The 19352-nt window shown below is 66.8% G+C and carries 17 protein-coding genes; 8 read left to right on the plus strand and 9 right to left on the minus strand.

Features of this window, described 5'->3' with window-relative positions:
- Nucleotides 1-59: 59 nt before the first annotated feature.
- The 7 genes from LWJ43_RS16225 to trxA all read left to right on the plus strand — a co-directional run bounded on the left by LWJ43_RS16225 (nucleotide 60) and on the right by trxA (nucleotide 9552).
- The gene (locus LWJ43_RS16225; RefSeq protein WP_277332952.1) at nucleotides 60-2354 is read left to right on the plus strand and encodes a DUF6049 family protein; all 2295 of its coding nucleotides are present in this window, start codon (nucleotides 60-62) and stop codon (nucleotides 2352-2354) included.
- A gap of 49 nt (nucleotides 2355-2403) precedes the next feature.
- Nucleotides 2404-4557: a murein biosynthesis integral membrane protein MurJ gene (gene murJ / locus LWJ43_RS16230; RefSeq protein WP_277332953.1), complete on the plus strand. Its 2154-nt coding sequence runs from the start codon at nucleotides 2404-2406 to the stop codon at nucleotides 4555-4557.
- Between the two features lie 130 nt (nucleotides 4558-4687).
- Nucleotides 4688-6382 carry a serine/threonine protein kinase gene (locus LWJ43_RS16235; RefSeq protein ID WP_277332954.1) on the plus strand — a complete coding sequence of 565 codons (1695 nt, stop codon included), beginning with the start codon at nucleotides 4688-4690 and terminating at the stop codon, nucleotides 6380-6382.
- A gap of 25 nt (nucleotides 6383-6407) precedes the next feature.
- Nucleotides 6408-7112 (plus strand): RNA polymerase sigma factor SigM, encoded by a 705-nt coding sequence (gene sigM, locus LWJ43_RS16240; protein ID WP_277332955.1) that lies wholly within the window; start codon nucleotides 6408-6410, stop codon nucleotides 7110-7112.
- On the plus strand, nucleotides 7109-8074 hold the full coding sequence (locus tag LWJ43_RS16245; RefSeq protein ID WP_277332956.1) for an anti-sigma factor family protein: 966 nt from the start codon (nucleotides 7109-7111) through the stop codon (nucleotides 8072-8074). The genes sigM and LWJ43_RS16245 overlap by 4 nt, the downstream gene beginning before the upstream one ends.
- 126 nt (nucleotides 8075-8200) lie before the next feature.
- A complete protein-coding gene (gene trxB / locus LWJ43_RS16250) occupies nucleotides 8201-9172 on the plus strand; it encodes a thioredoxin-disulfide reductase (RefSeq protein WP_277332957.1) in 972 nt (323 codons plus the stop codon).
- 44 nt (nucleotides 9173-9216) lie between these two features.
- The gene (trxA, locus tag LWJ43_RS16255) at nucleotides 9217-9552 is read left to right on the plus strand and encodes a thioredoxin (RefSeq protein ID WP_014155214.1); all 336 of its coding nucleotides are present in this window, start codon (nucleotides 9217-9219) and stop codon (nucleotides 9550-9552) included.
- 78 nt (nucleotides 9553-9630) lie between these two features.
- Here the strand turns inward: trxA and LWJ43_RS16260 are convergent, their stop codons facing one another.
- The 9 genes from LWJ43_RS16260 to rpmH all read right to left on the minus strand — a co-directional run bounded on the left by LWJ43_RS16260 (nucleotide 9631) and on the right by rpmH (nucleotide 16547).
- Nucleotides 9631-10248 (minus strand): GNAT family N-acetyltransferase, encoded by a 618-nt coding sequence (locus LWJ43_RS16260; RefSeq protein ID WP_277332958.1) that lies wholly within the window; start codon nucleotides 10246-10248, stop codon nucleotides 9631-9633.
- A 306-nt stretch (nucleotides 10249-10554) separates the two neighbouring features.
- Nucleotides 10555-11655, minus strand: coding sequence for a ParB/RepB/Spo0J family partition protein (locus tag LWJ43_RS16265; RefSeq protein WP_277332959.1), 1101 nt, complete (start codon nucleotides 11653-11655; stop codon nucleotides 10555-10557).
- Nucleotides 11652-12746 carry a ParA family protein gene (locus LWJ43_RS16270; RefSeq protein WP_277335903.1) on the minus strand — a complete coding sequence of 365 codons (1095 nt, stop codon included), beginning with the start codon at nucleotides 12744-12746 and terminating at the stop codon, nucleotides 11652-11654. Before LWJ43_RS16270 ends, LWJ43_RS16265 begins: the two co-directional genes overlap by 4 nt.
- 305 nt (nucleotides 12747-13051) lie before the next feature.
- Complete coding sequence (rsmG, locus tag LWJ43_RS16275) at nucleotides 13052-13768, minus strand: 16S rRNA (guanine(527)-N(7))-methyltransferase RsmG (protein ID WP_277332960.1); 717 nt, start codon at nucleotides 13766-13768, stop codon at nucleotides 13052-13054.
- 99 nt (nucleotides 13769-13867) lie between these two features.
- Nucleotides 13868-14377, minus strand: a complete 510-nt coding sequence (locus LWJ43_RS16280; protein WP_277332961.1) for a Jag family protein — start codon at nucleotides 14375-14377, stop codon at nucleotides 13868-13870.
- A gap of 14 nt (nucleotides 14378-14391) precedes the next feature.
- Complete coding sequence (gene yidC / locus LWJ43_RS16285) at nucleotides 14392-15660, minus strand: membrane protein insertase YidC (RefSeq protein ID WP_277332962.1); 1269 nt, start codon at nucleotides 15658-15660, stop codon at nucleotides 14392-14394.
- A gap of 3 nt (nucleotides 15661-15663) precedes the next feature.
- Entirely contained in the window at nucleotides 15664-16023 is a 360-nt protein-coding gene (gene yidD / locus LWJ43_RS16290; protein ID WP_277332963.1) for a membrane protein insertion efficiency factor YidD, read from the minus strand.
- Nucleotides 16020-16391 (minus strand): ribonuclease P protein component, encoded by a 372-nt coding sequence (gene rnpA, locus LWJ43_RS16295; RefSeq protein WP_277332964.1) that lies wholly within the window; start codon nucleotides 16389-16391, stop codon nucleotides 16020-16022. Before rnpA ends, yidD begins: the two co-directional genes overlap by 4 nt.
- Nucleotides 16392-16409: 18 nt before the next feature.
- On the minus strand, nucleotides 16410-16547 hold the full coding sequence (gene rpmH / locus LWJ43_RS16300; RefSeq protein ID WP_014047156.1) for a 50S ribosomal protein L34: 138 nt from the start codon (nucleotides 16545-16547) through the stop codon (nucleotides 16410-16412).
- A gap of 381 nt (nucleotides 16548-16928) precedes the next feature.
- Here rpmH and dnaA point away from each other — a divergent pair, with 381 nt between their 5' ends.
- Nucleotides 16929-18704 carry a chromosomal replication initiator protein DnaA gene (dnaA, locus tag LWJ43_RS16305; protein ID WP_277332965.1) on the plus strand — a complete coding sequence of 592 codons (1776 nt, stop codon included), beginning with the start codon at nucleotides 16929-16931 and terminating at the stop codon, nucleotides 18702-18704.
- Nucleotides 18705-19352 lie beyond the last annotated feature (648 nt).

Here is a 19352-nt window from a genome sequence, read left to right on the forward strand (position 1 = left end):
CGTGGACGCAGAGACCGGCAGGACCAGCACCAGCTGACGACGACGAGGGACGGATGCGCGTGGCCGAGGCGGCAGACTTTCAGGGGATGAATACCTCCCCTGCCCGCCGGTGGCTCCGGCGCACAGCCTCCTTGATCGTCGGGGCGCCGCTGATCGCCGGCCTTCTGGCCGGCCCCGCGGCTCCCTCGGCACATGCCGAGGGGCCGGCAAAGGCGCCGACCGGCTCGCGCACCGTCGATGTGTCTCTGGACACGCTCGCCCCCAGCGCGCCTGTCGAGGGCGACACCCTCACCGTCTCCGGCACCCTGACCAACAAGGGGAAGAAGACGGTCACGGACGCCGAGGTCGACCTGCGCGTCGGGCCGAGACTGTCCGGCCGAGGAGACATCGACCAGGCCGCCAAGCGCACCGGTTACCTGCCCGGTAGTGACCCGGCCAAGCTGGGCGGTTCGTACACACTGAAGGTCCCCAAGCTGGCGTCCGGCGTCAGCCAGGACTTCACCCTCGCCGTCCCGGTGGACAAGCTGGACCTGGGCACCGAGGGCGTCTACCAGCTCGGGGTGTCCCTCACAGGCCGGACGGCCGACTACGCCTACGACCAGGTCCTCGGTATCCAGCGGACCTTCCTTCCGTGGCAGCCCGAAGACACCAAGAGCAAGACCGAGCTCACCTTCCTCTGGCCCCTCATCGCGTCGGCGCACGTCACCGCCGAGACGGGCTCCGACGAGCAGCAGACGCCCGTGTTCGCCAATGATGATCTGGCCCTCGAGCTCGCCCCCGGCGGACGCCTGGAACAGTTGGTCTCGCTGGGTCGCCAGCTCCCCGTGACATGGGTGATCGACCCTGACCTACTGGCCTCGGTCGACGCGATGACGAAGAACTACCGGGTCAAGGCCGGTGACACCACGGTCGCCGGGACGAACCAGACCATCGCCAAGAAGTGGCTCACGGATCTGCAGGCGGCCGTGAAGGACGGCAAGGTGGTCGCCCTGCCTTTCGCCGACCCCGATCTGGCCTCCATCGCCCACCGTGGCAAGAACGTCTCCGGCGCCCTCAGTCACCTGCAGACGGCGACCGAGGTCGCGGGTACGACGGTCGAGACCGTGCTTCATGTGAAGCCGTCCACCGACTTCGCCTGGCCGGTGGACGGTGCGATCGATCCCTCGGTCGTCGATGTCGCCACCTCGGCGGGCGCACACAAGGTGATCGCCCGAAGCGACAGCCTCGAGGAGACCGGCGGACTGCTCTACACACCGACTTCGGCCCGGCCGATCGGTGGGGGCACCACCGCTGTGGTCTCGGACTACCGGCTCTCCACCGCGTTCACCGGCGACATGACCAAGGCCGGCGCCTCGACGCTGGCGGTCCAGAGGTTCCTGGCGCAGACGCTGGCAGTGACTGAGCAGGCCCCCGACAAGCAGCGCAGCATCGTTGTCGCCCCGCAGCGGACACCCACCGCCGCCCAGGCACAGACCATGGCGCGCGCTCTCCAGGCCCTTACGGCCGAACACTGGACGGAGCCTCTCGACCTCACGGAGGCTTCCGAACGGAAGCCGGACGCACAGGCCACGACGCGGGTACCCAGGGCATCCCAGTACCCCAAGAAGCTTCGAAGCCAGGAACTGCCGACCCAGGCGTTCCAGGACATCCGGACGACGCAGGGCTCGCTCGACAGCTTCCAGGTCATCCTCACGCAGCCCGACCGGGTGGTGACCCCCTTCGGGAACGCGATCAACCGTTCAGTGTCGACGTCATGGCGCGGCAGTCCGCTCGAAGCGCAGCGCTACCGCGACTCGGTCCGCACCTATCTGCAGGGGCTCACCAACGAGGTCCAGCTGATCACTAAGTCGGACGTGACGCTGTCCGGTCGGAGCGCCACGATCCCGGTGACCGTGCAGAACAAACTGGTGCAGGGCGTCGATCACCTCGTGCTCCGTCTGACGTCGGGCAATGCCACCCGGCTCAACCTCAACGACGGCGGAGCGGTCGCCGAGCGACCGGTCAAGATCGCGGGCGGGCACAGCCAGTCCGTGAAATTCGACGCCGCTGCCAACGCCAACGGACAGGCGCAGGTCACTGCACGTCTCTTCACGGCCGACGGTGCGCCCTACGGCGAGGCGATGACCTTCACGGTGAAGGTCTCGGAGGTCACGCCGACGGTGCTCCTGGTGATCGCCGGCGGTCTGCTGCTGCTGGTCCTGGCAGGCATCAGGATGTACACCCACCGCAAGCGCACCGTGGCGGGCGGCGCATCGGAGGGCGGCGGGGAACCCGAGCAGCCGAGTGACCCGGAGTCGGACACCGGTCCGGAAAGCGGTAACCCATCGGGCCCGGGTGAGAAAGTGGACCGTTGAGCGATGTCTGTCGGGGCCTGTCGGCCGGGGACAATGAGGTGGGGTTTCGATGAACGCGCCGTACGACGGTGACCGCGGCCAGGGCGCGGGCGGAGCTGGGTCTTCCAGCGGTCCGCCGGTGCCACCTGGCCCAGGACGGGACGGCGAGACACCCGATCCCTACCTGCAGCACGCGTACGACCACGATCCGTATCGTGCCCAGGATCTCGCCGCTCAGGATCCGGTGGCCGAGGCGCTCTACGACCGCGCCGCCCATCCCCCGCCGCCTCCGGGTACCTACCAGGAACCGCAGGCGCTCTACCAGCAGCCCCCGGCGGCTCAGCACGCCCCTGACGCCCGTATCTGGGCCCAGACGCCGCCACCGGAGCCCGCAGGCCCCTCCAGGCACCTCCCCTACGGCGACAATGCCGCGACCACCCAGTACGTAGGGGTGGACGACCTGGTCACCCAGGCTTCCGACGACCGGGGGGAGCAGGACGCCTTCGCGCACCTCTTCCGCGACCAGGAAGGGTCAGGCCGCCCCGCGAGCCCTCCAGCCGAGCCTGAAGCGGCTCCGGCTCCGCCGAAGTCCGGCGGACGGGCCGCCGGGATACTGAAGTCCAGCGCGCTGATGGCGGCGGGCACCTTGGTGTCGCGGCTGACCGGCTTCGTCCGCAGCCTCGTGATCACTGCGGCGCTGGGCGCGGCGCTGCTCGGGGACAGCTTCACCATCGCGTACACCCTGCCGACGATGATCTACATCCTGACGGTGGGTGGCGGACTCAATTCCGTCTTCGTTCCGCAGCTCGTCCGCTCCATGAAGGACGACGAGGACGGTGGCGAGGCGTACGCCAACCGGCTGCTGACGCTGGTGATGGTCGCCCTGGGCCTGATCGTCGGGGTCGCCGTCCTCGCTGCTCCGTGGCTCATCCACATGATGTCCCCGACCATCGCGAACGACGTCGCGGCGAACAGCGTGTCCGTCACCTTCGCCCGCTACTGCCTGCCCACCATCTTCTTCATGGGCGTGCACGTGGTCATGGGGCAGATCCTCAACGCGCGCGGGAAATTCGGCGCGATGATGTGGACCCCGGTCCTCAACAACATCGTCATGATCGTGACGTTCGGCCTGTTCATCTGGGTCTACGGCTCCTCCGCCGAATCCCGGATGGGCGTGGAGACGATCCCTGCCGAGGGCGTCCGCCTGCTCGGCATCGGTACGCTGCTCGGTCTCGTCGTCCAGGCCCTGGCCATGATCCCGTACCTCCGGGAGGCTGGGTTCCGCTTCCGTCCCCGCTTCGACTGGAAGGGGCACGGGCTCGGAAAGACGGTCAGGCTCGCCAAGTGGACGGTGCTCTTCGTCCTGGCCAACCAGGCCGGGGTCATCGTCGTCACGCAGCTGGCGACCTCGGCAGGCAAGCTGTCGGGCAAGGACGGCACGGGCTTCCTCGCCTACTCGAACGCCCAGCTGATCTGGGGCATGCCGCAGGCCATCATCACCGTCTCGGTCATGGCGGCCCTGCTTCCCCGCATCTCCCGCGCCGCCCACGACAACGACCCCGGGGCCGTCCGGGACGACATCTCCCAAGGTCTGCGCAATTCGGCGGTGGCCATCGTCCCGGTCGCCTTCACCTTCCTCGCGCTCGGACTGCCGATGTGCACGCTGCTCTACGCCTCCAGCGGCACCGAGGCAGCGCGGTCGATGGGCTTCATCCTGATGGCGTTCGGCCTCGGCCTCATCCCGTACTCGGTGCAGTACGTCGTGCTGCGTGGCTTCTACGCGTACGAGGACACCCGTACCCCCTTCTACAACACGGTCATCGTCGCGGCTGTCAACGCGGCGGCCTCCGCCCTCTGCTACGTGATTCTTCCGGCCCAGTGGGCAGTCGTGGGTATGGCGGGTGCCTACGGGCTGGCGTACGCGGTCGGTGTCGGCATCGCGTGGCGACGGCTGAGCCACAGGCTGGGCGGCGACCTCGACGGCGCCCGTGTGGTGCGCACCTACGCCCGTCTCTGCCTGGCCGCGGTCCCCGCAGCCGTGGTAGGCGGCGGGGTGGGCTTCGCTCTCCTCAAGACTCTCGGTGAGGGAGCCGGCGGCTCTGTTGTGGCACTGGTCTGTGGCAGCGTCGTCCTGCTGGGTGTCTTCTTCGTCTCGGCGAAGAAGATGCGTATCGAAGAGCTCAACGGCATGGTCGGCATGGTCCGGGGACGTCTCGGACGCTGATACGCGCTCCGTGCCGCACAACCATCGCTGGACACCGCGTGTCGTGCATAGCGCCGGAGTGTGGGCACAATTGGCGTGACTGTGCAGAGCTGGCTGGCATCGCGCAACGGATGGGGAGGCAGGAACGACGGTGGCGGAACGTAGCACGGCTGCTGTCGACGTGGCCGACAACAGCGGCGACGAGCCGCTGACCGCCAAGGCGGACGCGGCCACGACCGACGGGACGGCACAAAGCAAGGACGTGAAGGGCGCAAGCTCGAAGGACGCGGAGAGCGAGCAGGACGGCTCCGACGCGGTGCCGGCGTCCCCCGACCTGCACAGCGGCCACAAGTTGGCCAGACGCTACCGGCTCGAGGAGTGCGTCACCCGGCTGGACGGATTCAGCAGCTGGCGTGCCGTCGACGAGAAGTTGCGGCGCGCGGTGGGTGTGCATCTGCTGCCCGCCGATCATCCTCGCGCCCGTTCGGTGCTGGCGGCGGCCCGCTCGTCCGCGCTGCTCGGCGACCCGCGCTTCGTCCAGGTCCTGGACGCGGTGGAGGAGGGCGACCTCGTCTACGTCGTCCACGAATGGCTCCCCGACGCCACCGAGCTCACAGCGCTCCTGGCCGCCGGGCCCCTGGAAGCTCACGACGCCTACCAGCTCGTGAGCCAGATCTCCCAGGCCATGGCTGCCGCACACCGCGAAGGGCTCGCACATCTGCGCCTCACTCCGGGTGCCGTGCTGCGTAGCTCGACGGGCCAGTACAGAATCCGTGGTCTGGCCGTGAACGCCGCTCTGCGCGGAATCACCGCCGATCAGCCTCTGCGCACGGACACCGAATCGATCGGCGCGCTCCTCTACGCCGCCCTGACCCGGCGCTGGCCCTACGAGAGCGACGCGTACGGGCTTTCCGGGCTCCCCAAGGACCTGGGACTCATTCCCCCGGACCAGGTACGGGCGGGCGTCCACCGGGGTCTGTCCGAGCTCGCCATGCGGGCGCTCGCCAACGACGGCGCTACCGCGTCACGGCAGGAACAGCCGTGCACCACCCCGGACGAGCTGGCGAAGGCGGTCGCGGCCATGCCGCGGGTCCTTCCCCCGGAGCCGACATTCACGGCGCCGCCGGAGTACCAGCGCACGACGTACCAGCAGGGCACCTACGGACGCCCGTCCGCACGGCCCACTTCGGCCACGCAGCCTGTCATCGTCCCGCCGCCCCCTCTGCAGAGTCGCACCGGCAAAGCACTCAAGTGGGCAGTGTCCGCGCTGCTCATCGCAGCTCTTGGCCTGGGCAGCTGGCAGCTCGCGGAAACCGTCCTGAACAGGGGGAACGATTCAGGCGAGCCGACCCCGACCCAGACCACCGACGACGGGGGCGACGACAACAATGCCGCCGAACCCAGCAAGCCGGTCACCATCGTGGGAACCCAGGACTACGACCCGCTCGGCGACGGCTCCGAGAAGCCAGGCTCCACGAAGAACGTCTACGACGGTGACACAAGCTCCTACTGGAACACGGACGGCTACTACAGCGCCGACTTCGGACGGCTCAAGGAGGGCGTCGGAATCGTCCTCGACCTCGGCAAGGTTCAGCAGGTGGGGAACGTCGATGTGTCCTTCCTCGGCGGAAACACTTCCGTCGAGCTGAGGAGCACCGAGGACGCGTCCTTCCCTCAGCTGCCGGGGGGTTTCACGAAAGCCGCGAGCGGTTCCGGGACAAAGGTGTCCCTCAAGCCCGACAAGCCGGTGCAGGCACGGTACCTTCTGATCTGGCTGACCGAACTGCCTCTGAGTGACGACGGGAACTACAGGGGCAAGATCTCGGACATCAAGGTCACCAGCTGACGGCACCAGGGGAGGGGGCTCACCGTTGGACGACGCCAGATTCGCCGACACCAGCGACCAGGATCTCCTGGCTCAGCACGTCGCAGGCGAACCGGACGCCTTCGGTGAGCTCGTGCGGCGGCACCGTGACCGCCTCTGGGCAGTGGCCCTGCGCACGCTCGGGGACCGAGAGGAGGCTGCTGACGCGGTGCAGGACGCCCTCGTCTCCGCCTTCCGCGCCGCCCACACCTTCCGTGGCCAGTCCGCGGTCACCACGTGGCTGCACAGGATTACCGTGAACGCCTGTCTCGACCGTGCCCGCAAGACGGCCTCCCGGAGAACCGCGCCGGTCGACGACACCGAGCGGCTCGATCAACTCATGGAACCTCATGAATCCGCCGAAGCTCCCGCGGAGCGGCGGGATCTGCACCGCGAACTCGTGGCCGCCCTCGCCACGCTGCCGGCCGAACAACGCGCCGCCCTTGTTCTCGTGGACATGCAGGCCTATCCCGTAGCGGAGGCAGCCCGCATTCTCGACGTACCGACCGGCACCGTGAAGAGCCGCTGTGCGCGAGGCCGGGCCAGACTGCTTCCCCTGCTGACCCATCTACGTAGCAACAGAGGGGACGGCAAGGACAGCCGCATGGAAAGGAACCGGACGCAGGGGCCATCCGTCCCACCGGCGTCAGGACCACGAAAAGCAGGTGACGGAGATCCTGCCGGCGTCAAGGGTGGAGGTGGGCTCGCATGACATCCACAGCCGACACGGCTCAGCACCCGGACGTCTCGGAGATCGCAGATCTCATGGAAGGCATCCTCCCGCCGTCCCGCGCGGCAGAAGTCCGTCACCACATCGAATCCTGCGCTGAATGTGGCGACATCCACGCGTCGCTCGAGGAGATCCGCTCACTGCTGGGGGCGGTGGGACCGCTTCCCGAGCCCATGCCGGAAGACGTCGCCCACCGCATCGGCACGGCGCTGGCAGAGGAAGCCGCGTCTGCTGCCACGGGTCCGAACGCGGCAGCCCGTGAAACAGAGGTAACCGTGGGCCCGGCCGCAGCGTCCTCTGTTTCACGTGAAACATACGATCTGCCGACGGATGGCATGACCGCACCCCGACCGGCCGGTCGTCCTCGCGGTGCCACCGGCCCCGGCAGGAGTCCGGCTCGCCGTAGGCGTCGCACGATTGTCCTTGGTACGGCCTTCGGGGCCGCGGCCATCGGAATGAGCGTCTTCGTACTCCAGTCCCTTCAGTCGTCCCAGGATTCGGCAGGCTCGATGGCCGACCACGGAGTCAGCGCCGCCGAGAAGAGCCACGGAGACTATTCGGAAGGAACGCTGGAGGGCCGTGTCCGCACGCTCCTCAACGAGTCGAAGGCGTCCGGGAGTCCAGGTCACACTCCGGCCGAACCGCCACTGGACACCACATCGTCCCCGGGAAACCTGCCCCCGGGAGATGCGACCCCCAGCACCCGCCTGCTGGCACCGATCGTGGATGTTCCACCGTGCGTGCAACAGGGCACAGGCCGGAACGCGCCCGCCCTGGCCGTGGAGGAGGGCAGCTACGAAGGAACAGCCGCGTTCCTGGTCGTGCTGCCTCATGTGACTGACACGAGCCGAGTACAGGCCTACGTCGTCGATGCAACCTGTGTGGATTCCAAGGCCGTGACAAAAGGCCACCTGCTGCTTACGCACTCCTACGCTCGCCCCTGAGGCCCACGCCGGGAGCCGGGCCGCTCTTTCGGGAATGCATGCCCCGTAGGATCCGTTGGGTGGGGTGAGAGTCGTGGAACCGACCCCAGTAGGCAGTAGGCAGTCTGCAGAGACGAGGAAGAACCCGTGAGCGACGTCCGTAATGTGATCATCATCGGCTCCGGGCCGGCTGGTTACACCGCCGCCCTGTACACCGCTCGCGCGTCGCTGAATCCGCTGGTGTTCGAGGGAGCTGTCACCGCCGGCGGCGCGCTGATGAACACCACCGACGTGGAGAACTTCCCGGGCTTCCAGGACGGAATCATGGGCCCTGAGCTCATGGACAACATGCGCGCGCAGGCTGAGCGGTTCGGCGCCGAGCTCATCCCCGACGACGTGGTCTCCGTCGACCTCACCGGAGAGATCAAGACCGTCACGGACACTGCGGGCACGGTGCACCGCGCCAAGGCCGTCATCGTCACCACGGGATCCCAGCACCGCAAGCTCGGCCTGCCCAACGAGGACGCACTTTCCGGGCGGGGCGTCTCCTGGTGTGCCACGTGTGACGGCTTCTTCTTCAAGGACCAGGACATCGCTGTGATCGGCGGCGGTGACACCGCGATGGAGGAGGCTACCTTCCTCTCCCGGTTCGCCAAGTCCGTCACGATCGTCCACCGCCGGGACTCCCTGCGAGCCTCCAAGGCCATGCAGGACCGCGCCTTCGCCGACCCGAAGATCAAGTTCGCATGGGACAGCGAGGTGGCCACGGTTCACGGGGACCAGAAGCTCTCCAGCCTCACCCTGCGCAACACCAAGACCGGTGAGACCTCCGAACTTCCGGTGACGGGTCTGTTCATCGCTGTCGGCCACGACCCCCGCACGGAGCTCTTCAAGGGCCAGCTCGACCTCGACGACGAGGGCTACCTCAAGGTCGAAGCCCCCTCGACGCGCACCAACCTGAAGGGTGTCTTCGGCGCCGGCGACGTCGTCGACCACACCTACCGACAGGCCATCACAGCCGCCGGGACCGGTTGCTCGGCAGCTCTTGACGCAGAGCGCTTCCTGGCAGCGCTCTCCGACGAGCAGCCCGCCGAGCCGGAGAAGACCCCGGCAGTCTGACCGCTTCCACTCGAACCCCACCCCCCGAAGTTAAGGAGGCCGCCGTGGCCGGCGCCCTGAAGAACGTGACCGACGATTCCTTCGATGAGGACGTCCTGAAGAACGACAAGCCCGTGCTGGTGGACTTCTGGGCCGCCTGGTGCGGTCCGTGCCGTCAGATCGCGCCTTCGCTGGAGGCCATCGCTGCTGAGCACGGTGACGAGATCGAGATCGTCAAGCTCAACATCGACGAGAACCCGGCTACCGCGGCAAAGTACGGCGTGATGTCCATCCCGACGCTGAACGTGTACCAGGGCGGCGAGGTCGCCAAGACGATCGTCGGCGCCAAGCCGAAGGCCGCGATTCTCCGTGATCTCGAGAACTTCATCGGCCAGAAGTAACAGCTGACTGTTTCACGTGAAACGGGCCCTACCCCCGGGGAGGGCCCGTTTCGCATGTTAAACAACCGGCAGCCACGGTCAGAGGGGCCGCAGTGCCGGCTCTTTCTGTACGGCACCCAGCAGACGATCCAACGCCAGCTCGACGTCTTCCTTCCAGGAAAGAGTCGAACGCAGCTCGAGCCTGAGACGCGGATGTACGGGGTGAGGGCGCACCGTCTTGAAGCCGACCGCGAGCAAGTGGTCCGCGGGCAGCACACACGCCGGCTCCTTCCACCGGGCGTCGCCGAATGCCTCAATCGCCTTGAAGCCACGTCGCAGCAGGTCCTTGGCCACTGTCTGGACCATCACTCTGCCCAACCCCTGCCCCTGGAATCCGGGCACGATCAACGCGGTCATCAGTTGTACGGCGTCGGGAGAGACAGGGCTGGTGGGAAACGCTGTGGAACGGGGAACGTACGCAGGCGGTGCGTAGAGAACGAAGCCGACCGCGACGTCATCCACGTAGACGACCCGCCCACAGGAGCCCCACTCCAGCAACACTGCGGAGATCCAGGCTTCCTTCTCGAGTTCAGGTCTGCCGGACTTTACTGCGGCTTCCCCGCTGACCGGATCAAGTTCCCAGAAGACACACGAGCGGCAGCGCCTTGGGAGATCCGGAAGGTTGTCCAGTGTGAGCGGTACGAGCCGACGCCCCATGTAGGCGGTTCCTCACTTCCCTCGGCCACCACATCGCGTGCAGCGGCCAGCGCACTCCGTTCTCGGAACAGGCTGCCGACGAATCCCCCGACAGCGCCAAGTCCCAACCCGACTGTCACCAGGTGGCTGCGATTCACTGATCGCACGGCCCCCGCCTCCTCTGAGGTGGATCACTGTGGTGGATACGCCATACCAGAACGCATCGTATCCACCCAGAGGTGATGGGGATACCGAGAGACGGCAAAGGGCGGGCCGAGTTCCGGATAACTTTCCGGAACTCGGCCCGCCCTTCTCTGCTCAGCAGAATCAGGCCTCGTCGGCGTCAGCCTGCTCTTCCTCGACACTGCGTTCCAGCACGCGCCCTTCGCCCGGAGCAAGGCTTCCGAGAATGCGGTCCAGATCCTCCATCGAGGCGAACTCGACGACGATCTTTCCCTTCCTCTGCCCAAGATCGATCTTCACCCGTGTCTCGAACCGGTCAGAGAGACGCGAGGCAAGATCAGTCAGAGCCGGCGAGACCCTGCCACCGGCTCTGGGCCCTCGCGGCTTCGCGGAACTCGTCGGCTCCGATCCGAGAAGGTTCACGATCTCCTCGACCGCGCGCACCGACAGTCCTTCGGCCACGATGCGGTGAGCCAGCCGATCTTGCTCGTCGGAGTCGTCCACCGAAAGCAAGGCCCTCGCATGACCGGCCGACAGGACACCTGCCGCGACCCTGCGCTGCACCGGCGGTGAGAGCCTCAGCAGACGCAGCGTGTTCGACACCTGGGGACGGGACCTTCCGATCCGGTCCGCCAGCTGATCATGGGTGCATTTGAAGTCCTTCAGCAGCTGGTCGTACGCTGCCGCCTCTTCCAGAGGATTGAGCTGCGCTCGGTGCAGGTTCTCGAGAAGGGCGTCGAGGAGCAGCTTCTCGTCATCCGTCGCGCGGACGATGGCCGGGATGCGCTCCAGGCCGGCTTCGCCGCACGCCCTCCAACGGCGCTCACCCATGATGAGTTCGTAGCGGCCCTCAGCAACCTTGCGTACGACGACGGGTTGGAGAAGACCGACCTCCTTGATGGAGGTGACCAGCTCTGCCAGTGCGTCCTCGTCGAAGACCTCACGCGGCTGCTTCGGGTTCGGCGTGATCGAGTCGAGGGGGACCTCAGCGAAGTACGCACCAGCCGAATCGGTCTGTTCGGCTGCGAGTTCCCTCTCCCCGACAGGTGAAGTCGGTTCCGGCACCAGAGGGCCGGGCGGGAGCGCCGACAGTTTCGCGGCGGCCACTCCACGCTCTGCCGTCATCGTGGGGGATGCAGCCACCGCGTTCGTGCCGGATGCGGGGCCGACGATCTGCTTCTCCTGGGGAGCGGCGGGAATCAGCGCACCGAGTCCACGCCCCAGCCCTCTACGACGCTCGCTCACTGCATGCCCTCCGAATGACTCTGCTGACTGTTCTGGACGCCCGTATGGGCAGGCTCGCCCGCCGGGGCGTGCTGAGCCTCGTAGTGGATCCCGACGCCTCTCAGCGCGATCTCACGGGCCGCCTCAAGGTAGGACAGAGACCCGCTGGAGCCCGGATCGTACGTCAGGACGGTCTGCCCGTAACTCGGCGCCTCAGAGATCCGTACCGAACGAGGAATGCTGGTCCGCAGCACTTCCTTGCCGAAGTGGGTGCGCACCTCCTCCGCGACCTGTGACGCAAGCCGGGTCCGGCCGTCGTACATGGTGAGCAGGATCGTCGATACGTGAAGGTCAGGGTTCAGATGGCCTCGAACCAGGTCGACGTTGCGAAGAAGCTGACCGAGACCTTCCAGCGCGTAGTACTCGCACTGGATCGGGATGAGTACCTCAGCTCCAGCCACGAGTGCATTGACCGTCAGCAGACCGAGCGAAGGCGGGCAGTCGATGAGGATGTAATCCAGCGGCTGGTCATACGCCTGGATCGCCCGCTGCAGTCGGCTTTCCCTTGCGACCAGCGACACCAGCTCGATCTCCGCACCGGCGAGATCGATGGTTGCCGGCGCGCAGAAGAGACCTTCGACATCCGGGACGGGCTGCACCACCTCGGAGAGCGGCATGCTCTCCACCAGAACGTCATAGATGGAGGGGACTTCCGCATGGTGGTCGATCCCCAGAGCCGTGGACGCGTTGCCCTGCGGGTCGAGGTCCACCACCAGGACGCGGGCGCCGTGCAACGCGAGCGAGGCGGCAAGGTTGACCGTCGAGGTCGTCTTACCCACACCGCCCTTCTGGTTGGCGACGACCATGACGCGTGTCCGGTCTGGCCGTGGCAGCCCTTCGCCGGCGCGGCCAAGGGCCTCGACCGCCAGCTGGGCCGCACGACCAATGGGTGTGTCGTCCATGGGCGGCGGTGTTTCACGTGAAACACCGTCTCCCAGGGACTCGGTACGGGGACCGGGGACCGGATCGGTCATCGGTCCCGCGATGTTGGCGTCGGACCGCAAGGATTCACTCTCCTCGACTTCAGGCTCGCAATGAACAGAGCCTGCCATGCTTTCGGGGTCGTGAACCAGCGAGGCCGACTGTTCTGTGGATGAATCCGGTTCTGTGGACAACTCGGTAGCCCGCACGGGCTTGCGGTCGCGCGGCGCGGCAGCCGCGCGACCGCGACCGATGATTCCCTGCAGCAGAGAGCGACGTTTCACGTGAAACACGATGCCTCCGCAGCCCAGCGGGGGGCTCCCGACACTCCGCATGCAGCACATATCACTGCATGCATGGAGCATCAAAGCAAAAAGGCATCAAGCGTGCCAAGAGCACACATGGTCTGCCTGGCCGGGCCCTGGAACGGCTCCGCTCAGCGACGCCGCCTGGCGCGACCCGCCCTCGCGGCCTTGGCTCGCTTTGCGGCGAACCTCACACCGCCGGGGCTCTCTCCGACCACCACGCGAACCACCGTGGACGTGGGATCAACGAGGCCCTCACCGACGTGCAGTACCTCGGTGTCCACCACCCCAAGCTTGCTCAGCGCAGCACGAGCTCCCTGGATCTCCTCCTCGGCCGTGCCGCCCTTGAGAGCCAGCATCTCGCCGTACGGGCGAAGCAGGGGGACTCCCCAGCCGGCGAGCCGGTCGAGGGGAGCAACCGCCCGGGCCGTCACCACATGAACGGGCTGCAGTGTCCCAAGCACCTCTTCGGCCCGGCCGCGGACGACCGTCACATGGTCCAGCCCCAACAGCTCGACGACCTCCTGGAGGAAGTTCGTACGACGCAGCAGCGGCTCGAGCAGCGTGATCTTCAGGTCGGGACGCACCAGTGCCAGCGGAATTCCAGGAAGGCCGGCGCCCGAACCCACGTCGCACACCGTGACACCCTCGGGAACCACCTCGGAGAGCACCGCACAGTTCAGCAGATGGCGTTCCCAGAGGCGTGGCACCTCGCGAGGTCCGATCAGCCCACGTTTGACGCCCGCGTCAGCGAGCAGCTCCGCATACCTGACAGCTTCTGGAAAGAACTCACCGAATACCGCCTGCGCCTCCTTGGGCGCCTGAGGGAGCTCTGCTTCCTCCGTCACGGGGACCGTCCTTCCGTACCGCACTAGCACGCTGACTATCAGGCTGACAAAGATCGGCCCCGCCTGCGAACAGACGGGGCCGACAGTACAAGGATCCGGTCAGGCCGGGAGGACGACGACGAAGCGCTGCGGCTCCTCGCCCTCGGACTCACTGCGCAGACCCGCTGCCGCGACCGCGTCGTGCACGACCTTGCGCTCGAACGGCGTCATCGGCTCCAGCTTCACAGACTCGCCCGAGCTCTTGACCTCGTCCACGGCCTTGGCACCCAGCGCGGCGAGAACCTCACGCTTCTTGGCACGGAAGCCGGCGATGTCCAGCATCAGGCGGCTCCGGTCACCGGTCTCACGGTGAACGGCCAGACGCGTCAGCTCCTGGAGCGCCTCCAGCACCTCGCCGTCACGGCCCACGAGCTTCTGCAGGTCGCGTGCCGATTCGCTGATGATCGAGACCGCGGCCCGGTCCGCCTCCACGTCCATGTCGATGTCGCCGTCGAGGTCGGCGATGTCGAGCAGGCCTTCGAGGTAGTCAGCCGCAATCTCACCCTCCTGTTCGAGGCGGGTCAGAGTGTCGCTGCCCTCAGCGGCCGTGGTGGTGGTGCCTTCCGTCACGGATGGACTCCTTCTTACTTCTTGGACGGGTGCTTGGGCCGCTGCGGGCCCTTGCGCTGTCCGGACTTGGCTTGGCGTGAGGAGCCGGACGCGGCGGGCTTGTCCGCCGACTTCGGCTTGTCGTCGTGCGAGGCGTCCTGCTTCTCCAGCGACGTCTTGGCTTCCGAGCCGGTGGAACCAGAGCTTTTCGCCGTGCCGGGAGGCGTGGCAGCGGTGTGGCGCTTCGCCTTGGTCTGGCGCTTCGGCTGCTGACGCTTGGGCGCAGCACCGCCCTCGGCTTCCAGAACAGCTGCGTCGCTCTTCGTCACCGTGCCGTCCTCCTGAGCGGCGAGGCCGAGCTTGCTCAGACCGGTGATGAACTTCCGCTCGATGTCGTTGCGATCGGACCCCTTGGCGACGATTCGCTTGACTGTGTTGCGTCGCGTCCGGCCACGTACCTCACCGTGCGAGGTCACACTCTTCAGCACGCGGTTCAGGTACTGGTCCTGCGCCTTGCTTCCAGGAGTCGGGTTCTGGTTGATCACGTACATCTGCTGACCCATGGTCCAGACGTTGGTGGTCAGCCAGTAGACGAGGACACCGACGGGGAAGTTGATACCCATGACCGCGAAGATCACCGGGAAGATGTACATCAGCATCTTCTGCTGCTGCATGTACGGGGTCTTCACCGTGAGGTCGACGTTCTTCGTCATCAGCTGGCGCTGCGTGAAGAACTGCGACGCGGACATCATCACGATCATGATCGCGGTGACGACACGGACATCGGTCAGCGAGGCTCCGAGGGCCGAGACCTTCTCTTCGCTGTCCATGAACTTCGCGGCCAGCGGCGCGCCGAAGATGTGTGCCTGGCGGGCGCTGTCCAGCAGCGGCTGGTCGATCACGCCGATCGTCTTGCCTGAGGCGATGGCCGAGAGCACGTGATACAGGGCGAAGAAGAACGGTGACTGCGCCAGGATGGGAAGGCACGAGGAGAGTGGGTTGGTGCCCGTCTCCTTGTACAGCTTCATCATCTCTTCGGACTGACGCTGCTTGTCGTTCTTGTAGCGCTCCTGGATCGCCTTCATCTTCGGCTGGAGCACCTGCATGTTCCGCGTCGACTTGATCTGCTTGACGAACAGCGGGATCAGACAGATGCGGATCAGGACCACCAGGGACACGATGGACAGGCCCCAGGCCCACCCCGTGTCATCGCCGAAGAGCGCTCCGTACAGCTTGTGGAACTGGACGATGACCCATGAAACAGGCGTGGTGATAAAGCTGAACAGACTGGCAATCGTGTCCACTAATCAGGCTCCTTGAGCTTTGGACGAGGTCTCTGTGGCCGGGCTCAGGGGTTCGGAGACCGACCCCCCGGAAGGCACATCGGCGGCGGAGTCCCCGCCCTTGCCGCCACGCACCCAGGTGCGCAGCAGTTCGTGCCAACGCGGACGTTTGCGTGGCGGTACATAGTCCACGCCGCCGGGTGACCACGGATTGCAACGCAGGATGCGCCATGCGGTCAGCGCTGTTCCCTTGATCGCACCGTGCCGGTCGATCGCCGTATATCCATAGTGGGAACACGACGGGTAGTAACGGCAGACAGGCCCGAGAAGCGGGCTGATCGTCCACTGATACAGCTTGATGAGAGCCAGCAGCGGGTACTTCATCGCGCGCCCCCTCCCAGCAGCCGCTGGAAGGCGGCGTCCAGGTCTTGGGCCAGCTGTGCATGGTCGGCGTCACCCGATCCGGGTAGCGCTCGTACGACAACAAGGCTACCGGGGGGCAGCTGAGCAAGCCGATCGCGGACCAGGTGACGAAGCCTGCGCTTCACCGCCGTGCGTACGACTGCTCCACCCACCTGCTTGCTGACAACGAAACCCGCACGTGGCGGGGGAGCACTCTCCCCTGTCACGTGCGGGTCCGTGGCACCGCTGCGTAGATGCACGACGAGAAGCGGGCGTCCGGCCCGACGTCCCCGGCGTACAGCGACTGCGAAGTCCTCGCGCCGCCTCAGCCGATTTTCGGTAGGCAGCACGTCATGACCTGACCGCGATCAGGCGGACAGGTTTGCGCGACCCTTGCCACGGCGGTTCGCGAGAATCGCGCGGCCGGCACGGGTACGCATACGCAGTCGGAAGCCATGGGTCTTGGCGCGACGACGATTGTTCGGCTGGAAGGTGCGCTTGCTCACTCGGGGGCTCCAGAAATGATTCGTGTGTTGGCGGGACATCGCCTGGCTGTCACCGTGCGCCCACGAGGAACTCGCGTAAACGCCTTAGTGCACCGCTTCACAATCACAGATCGTGATGTTTGCCCATCGGAGGCAGGCGGCAGCAGCCATCGACAACTCGACCTGGTCACGGTACGCGCGGCTACGCCATCCGGTCAAACCGGGTCCGCGCCACCCCCTGCTGTACACAGCCTGTGGACAACAACTTGAACCACGCGGGTCGGGCTGACTACCGTGGCTGAACTCCGGTTCTTTTCCTTCCTCCCTGCCGGGCCTCACCCGACCCGACCCATCCCGTCCCGAGAAGCACACATTCGTGGGACATGCGAGAGAGCGTGCCTTGTGGCTGATGTACCTGCCGATCTTGCCGCAGTGTGGCCGCGAGTGCTGGAACACCTCCTCGGGGAGGGCCAGCAGGGCATCCAGCCGAAGGACAAGCAGTGGATCGAGCGCTGCCAGCCGCTGGCACTCGTCGCCGACACCGCCCTGCTGGCCGTACCCAACGAGTGGGGCAAGCGTGTCATCGAGGAGCGGCTCACACCGCTGATCAGCGAGACCCTCACACGTGAGTGCGGACGCCCGATCAGGATCGCGATCACCGTCGACGACTCGGCGGGCGAGCCTCCCGCCCCGCCCGCGCCCCCGAGGCACCAGCCCCACCAGGGGCAGCAGTCGCACCGCTATCAGGGGCCCCAGCACGACGAGCCCGCGCGCGACGACGGGTACGACGGCTACGGCCACCGGCCCTCCGACGACGGCATGCCGACGGCCCGCCCCGCCTACCCGGACTACCAGCAGCACCGCCCGGGGCCCGGCGCCTGGCCCCGTGCCCAGGAGGACCTCGCCTGGCAGCCCCGGCACGGCGGGTACCAGGACCGCGACCCTTACGCCAGCCCGCGCTCCCAGCAGCCGCAGCACGACTACCGTCCGCAGCCGTCCGAGCACCAGGGCTACGAGCAGCAGCGGGACAGCCGCGACCGCCGCGATCTGCAGGACCAGCACCGCCAGAGCGGTCCCGGCACCGGGAGGGCCGGCGGCGGGCCCATGGGCACCCAGTCCGCGCCCCCGCCCGGAACCGGCGAACCGCACGCCCGGCTGAACCCGAAGTACCTCTTCGACACCTTTGTGATCGGCGCGTCCAACCGCTTCGCGCACGCGGCGGCCGTCGCCGTCGCCGAGGCCCCCGCGAAGGCGTACAACCCCCTTTTCATCTATGGGGAGTCGGGACTGGGCAAGACCCACCTCCTGCACGCCATCGGGCACTACGCACGGAGCCTCTACCCAGGTACCCGGGTGCGGTACGTGAGCTCCGAGGAGTTCACCAACGAGTTCATCAACTCGATCCGCGACGGAAAGGGCGACACCTTCCGCAAGCGGTACCGCGACGTGGACATCCTCCTGGTCGACGACATCCAGTTCCTGGCGAGCAAGGAGTCGACGCAGGAGGAGTTCTTCCACACCTTCAACACGCTCCACAACGCCAACAAGCAGATCGTGCTGTCCTCGGACCGTCCGCCCAAGCAGTTGGTGACGCTGGAGGACCGGCTGCGCAACCGGTTCGAGTGGGGTCTCACCACTGATGTGCAGCCTCCCGAGCTGGAGACGCGTATCGCGATCCTCCGCAAGAAGGCGGTGCAGGAGCAGCTCAACGCCCCGCCGGAGGTTCTCGAGTTCATCGCCTCGCGCATCTCGCGCAACATCCGCGAGCTGGAGGGCGCCCTCATCCGTGTGACCGCCTTCGCGAGCCTGAACAGGCAGCCCGTGGATCTCGGTCTGACCGAGATCGTGCTCAAGGACCTGATCCCGGGCGGCGAGGACTCGGCCCCCGAGATCACGGCGCCGGCCATCATGGCGGCGACCGCGGACTACTTCGGGCTGACGGTGGAAGATCTCTGCGGATCCTCCCGCAGCCGCGTCCTGGTGACCGCCCGCCAGATCGCCATGTACCTCTGCCGCGAGCTGACGGATCTTTCCCTGCCCAAGATCGGTGCCCAGTTCGGCGGGCGCGACCACACCACGGTGATGCACGCCGACCGGAAGATCCGCGCGCTGATGGCGGAGCGGCGCTCCATCTACAACCAGGTCACCGAGCTCACCAACCGCATCAAGAACGGCTGACGCGCCGCGACGGCGGCTCAGGGCCGCAGCTCCACGCCCCGAGGGCGCCTCACGAGGACCGTACGACGTCCTCGTGAGGCGCCCTTCTTCGTTCGGGAGCCCATGACAGTGGGCCTGAGCGGACACGGCCCTGAGCCGACGAGAAGGCGGCGCCCGGGAGCGGTGAACGCCCTGTGGCGTCGCCGGAGTCTTGTCCTGAACCGTTCCTGAGCCGTTCCTGAGCCGCCCGGGCGCGGTCCCACAGCAGTCCTCGACGCCCTCCGGGGCCCTCGACGCAGCCGTCTCCCACTCGGTTCGGAGATCCGCGAGTCCGCTGAATCCAGGTGGAGTGTTCGAATACAGGCCCCTGATGAGCCCTTCTCCACAGTGGAGGCCGGAATCCGGCGTCCACAGCCTGGGGACTGCGAAGTTGTCCAGATTGCGTCCACAGGGTCTGCTGTCGATACTCCATCAGGCCAGGTCACATGCCTGGGGATTTGTGGTCAACGATGATCCACAGCCTGTGGACAGAATCTGCGTCCACAGGCACTCGATGATGTTGTCCACCGGCGGCCCACAGGCACGTCGCCGTTGTCCCCAGCTTCTCCACACCCCTGTCCACTGTTCGGCAACCCGACACCGCCTTTCACTGCCGCGAGTGAAAGGCGT

The sequence above is a fragment of the Streptomyces sp. JH34 genome, from assembly GCF_029428875.1.
Classification (GTDB): domain Bacteria; phylum Actinomycetota; class Actinomycetes; order Streptomycetales; family Streptomycetaceae; genus Streptomyces.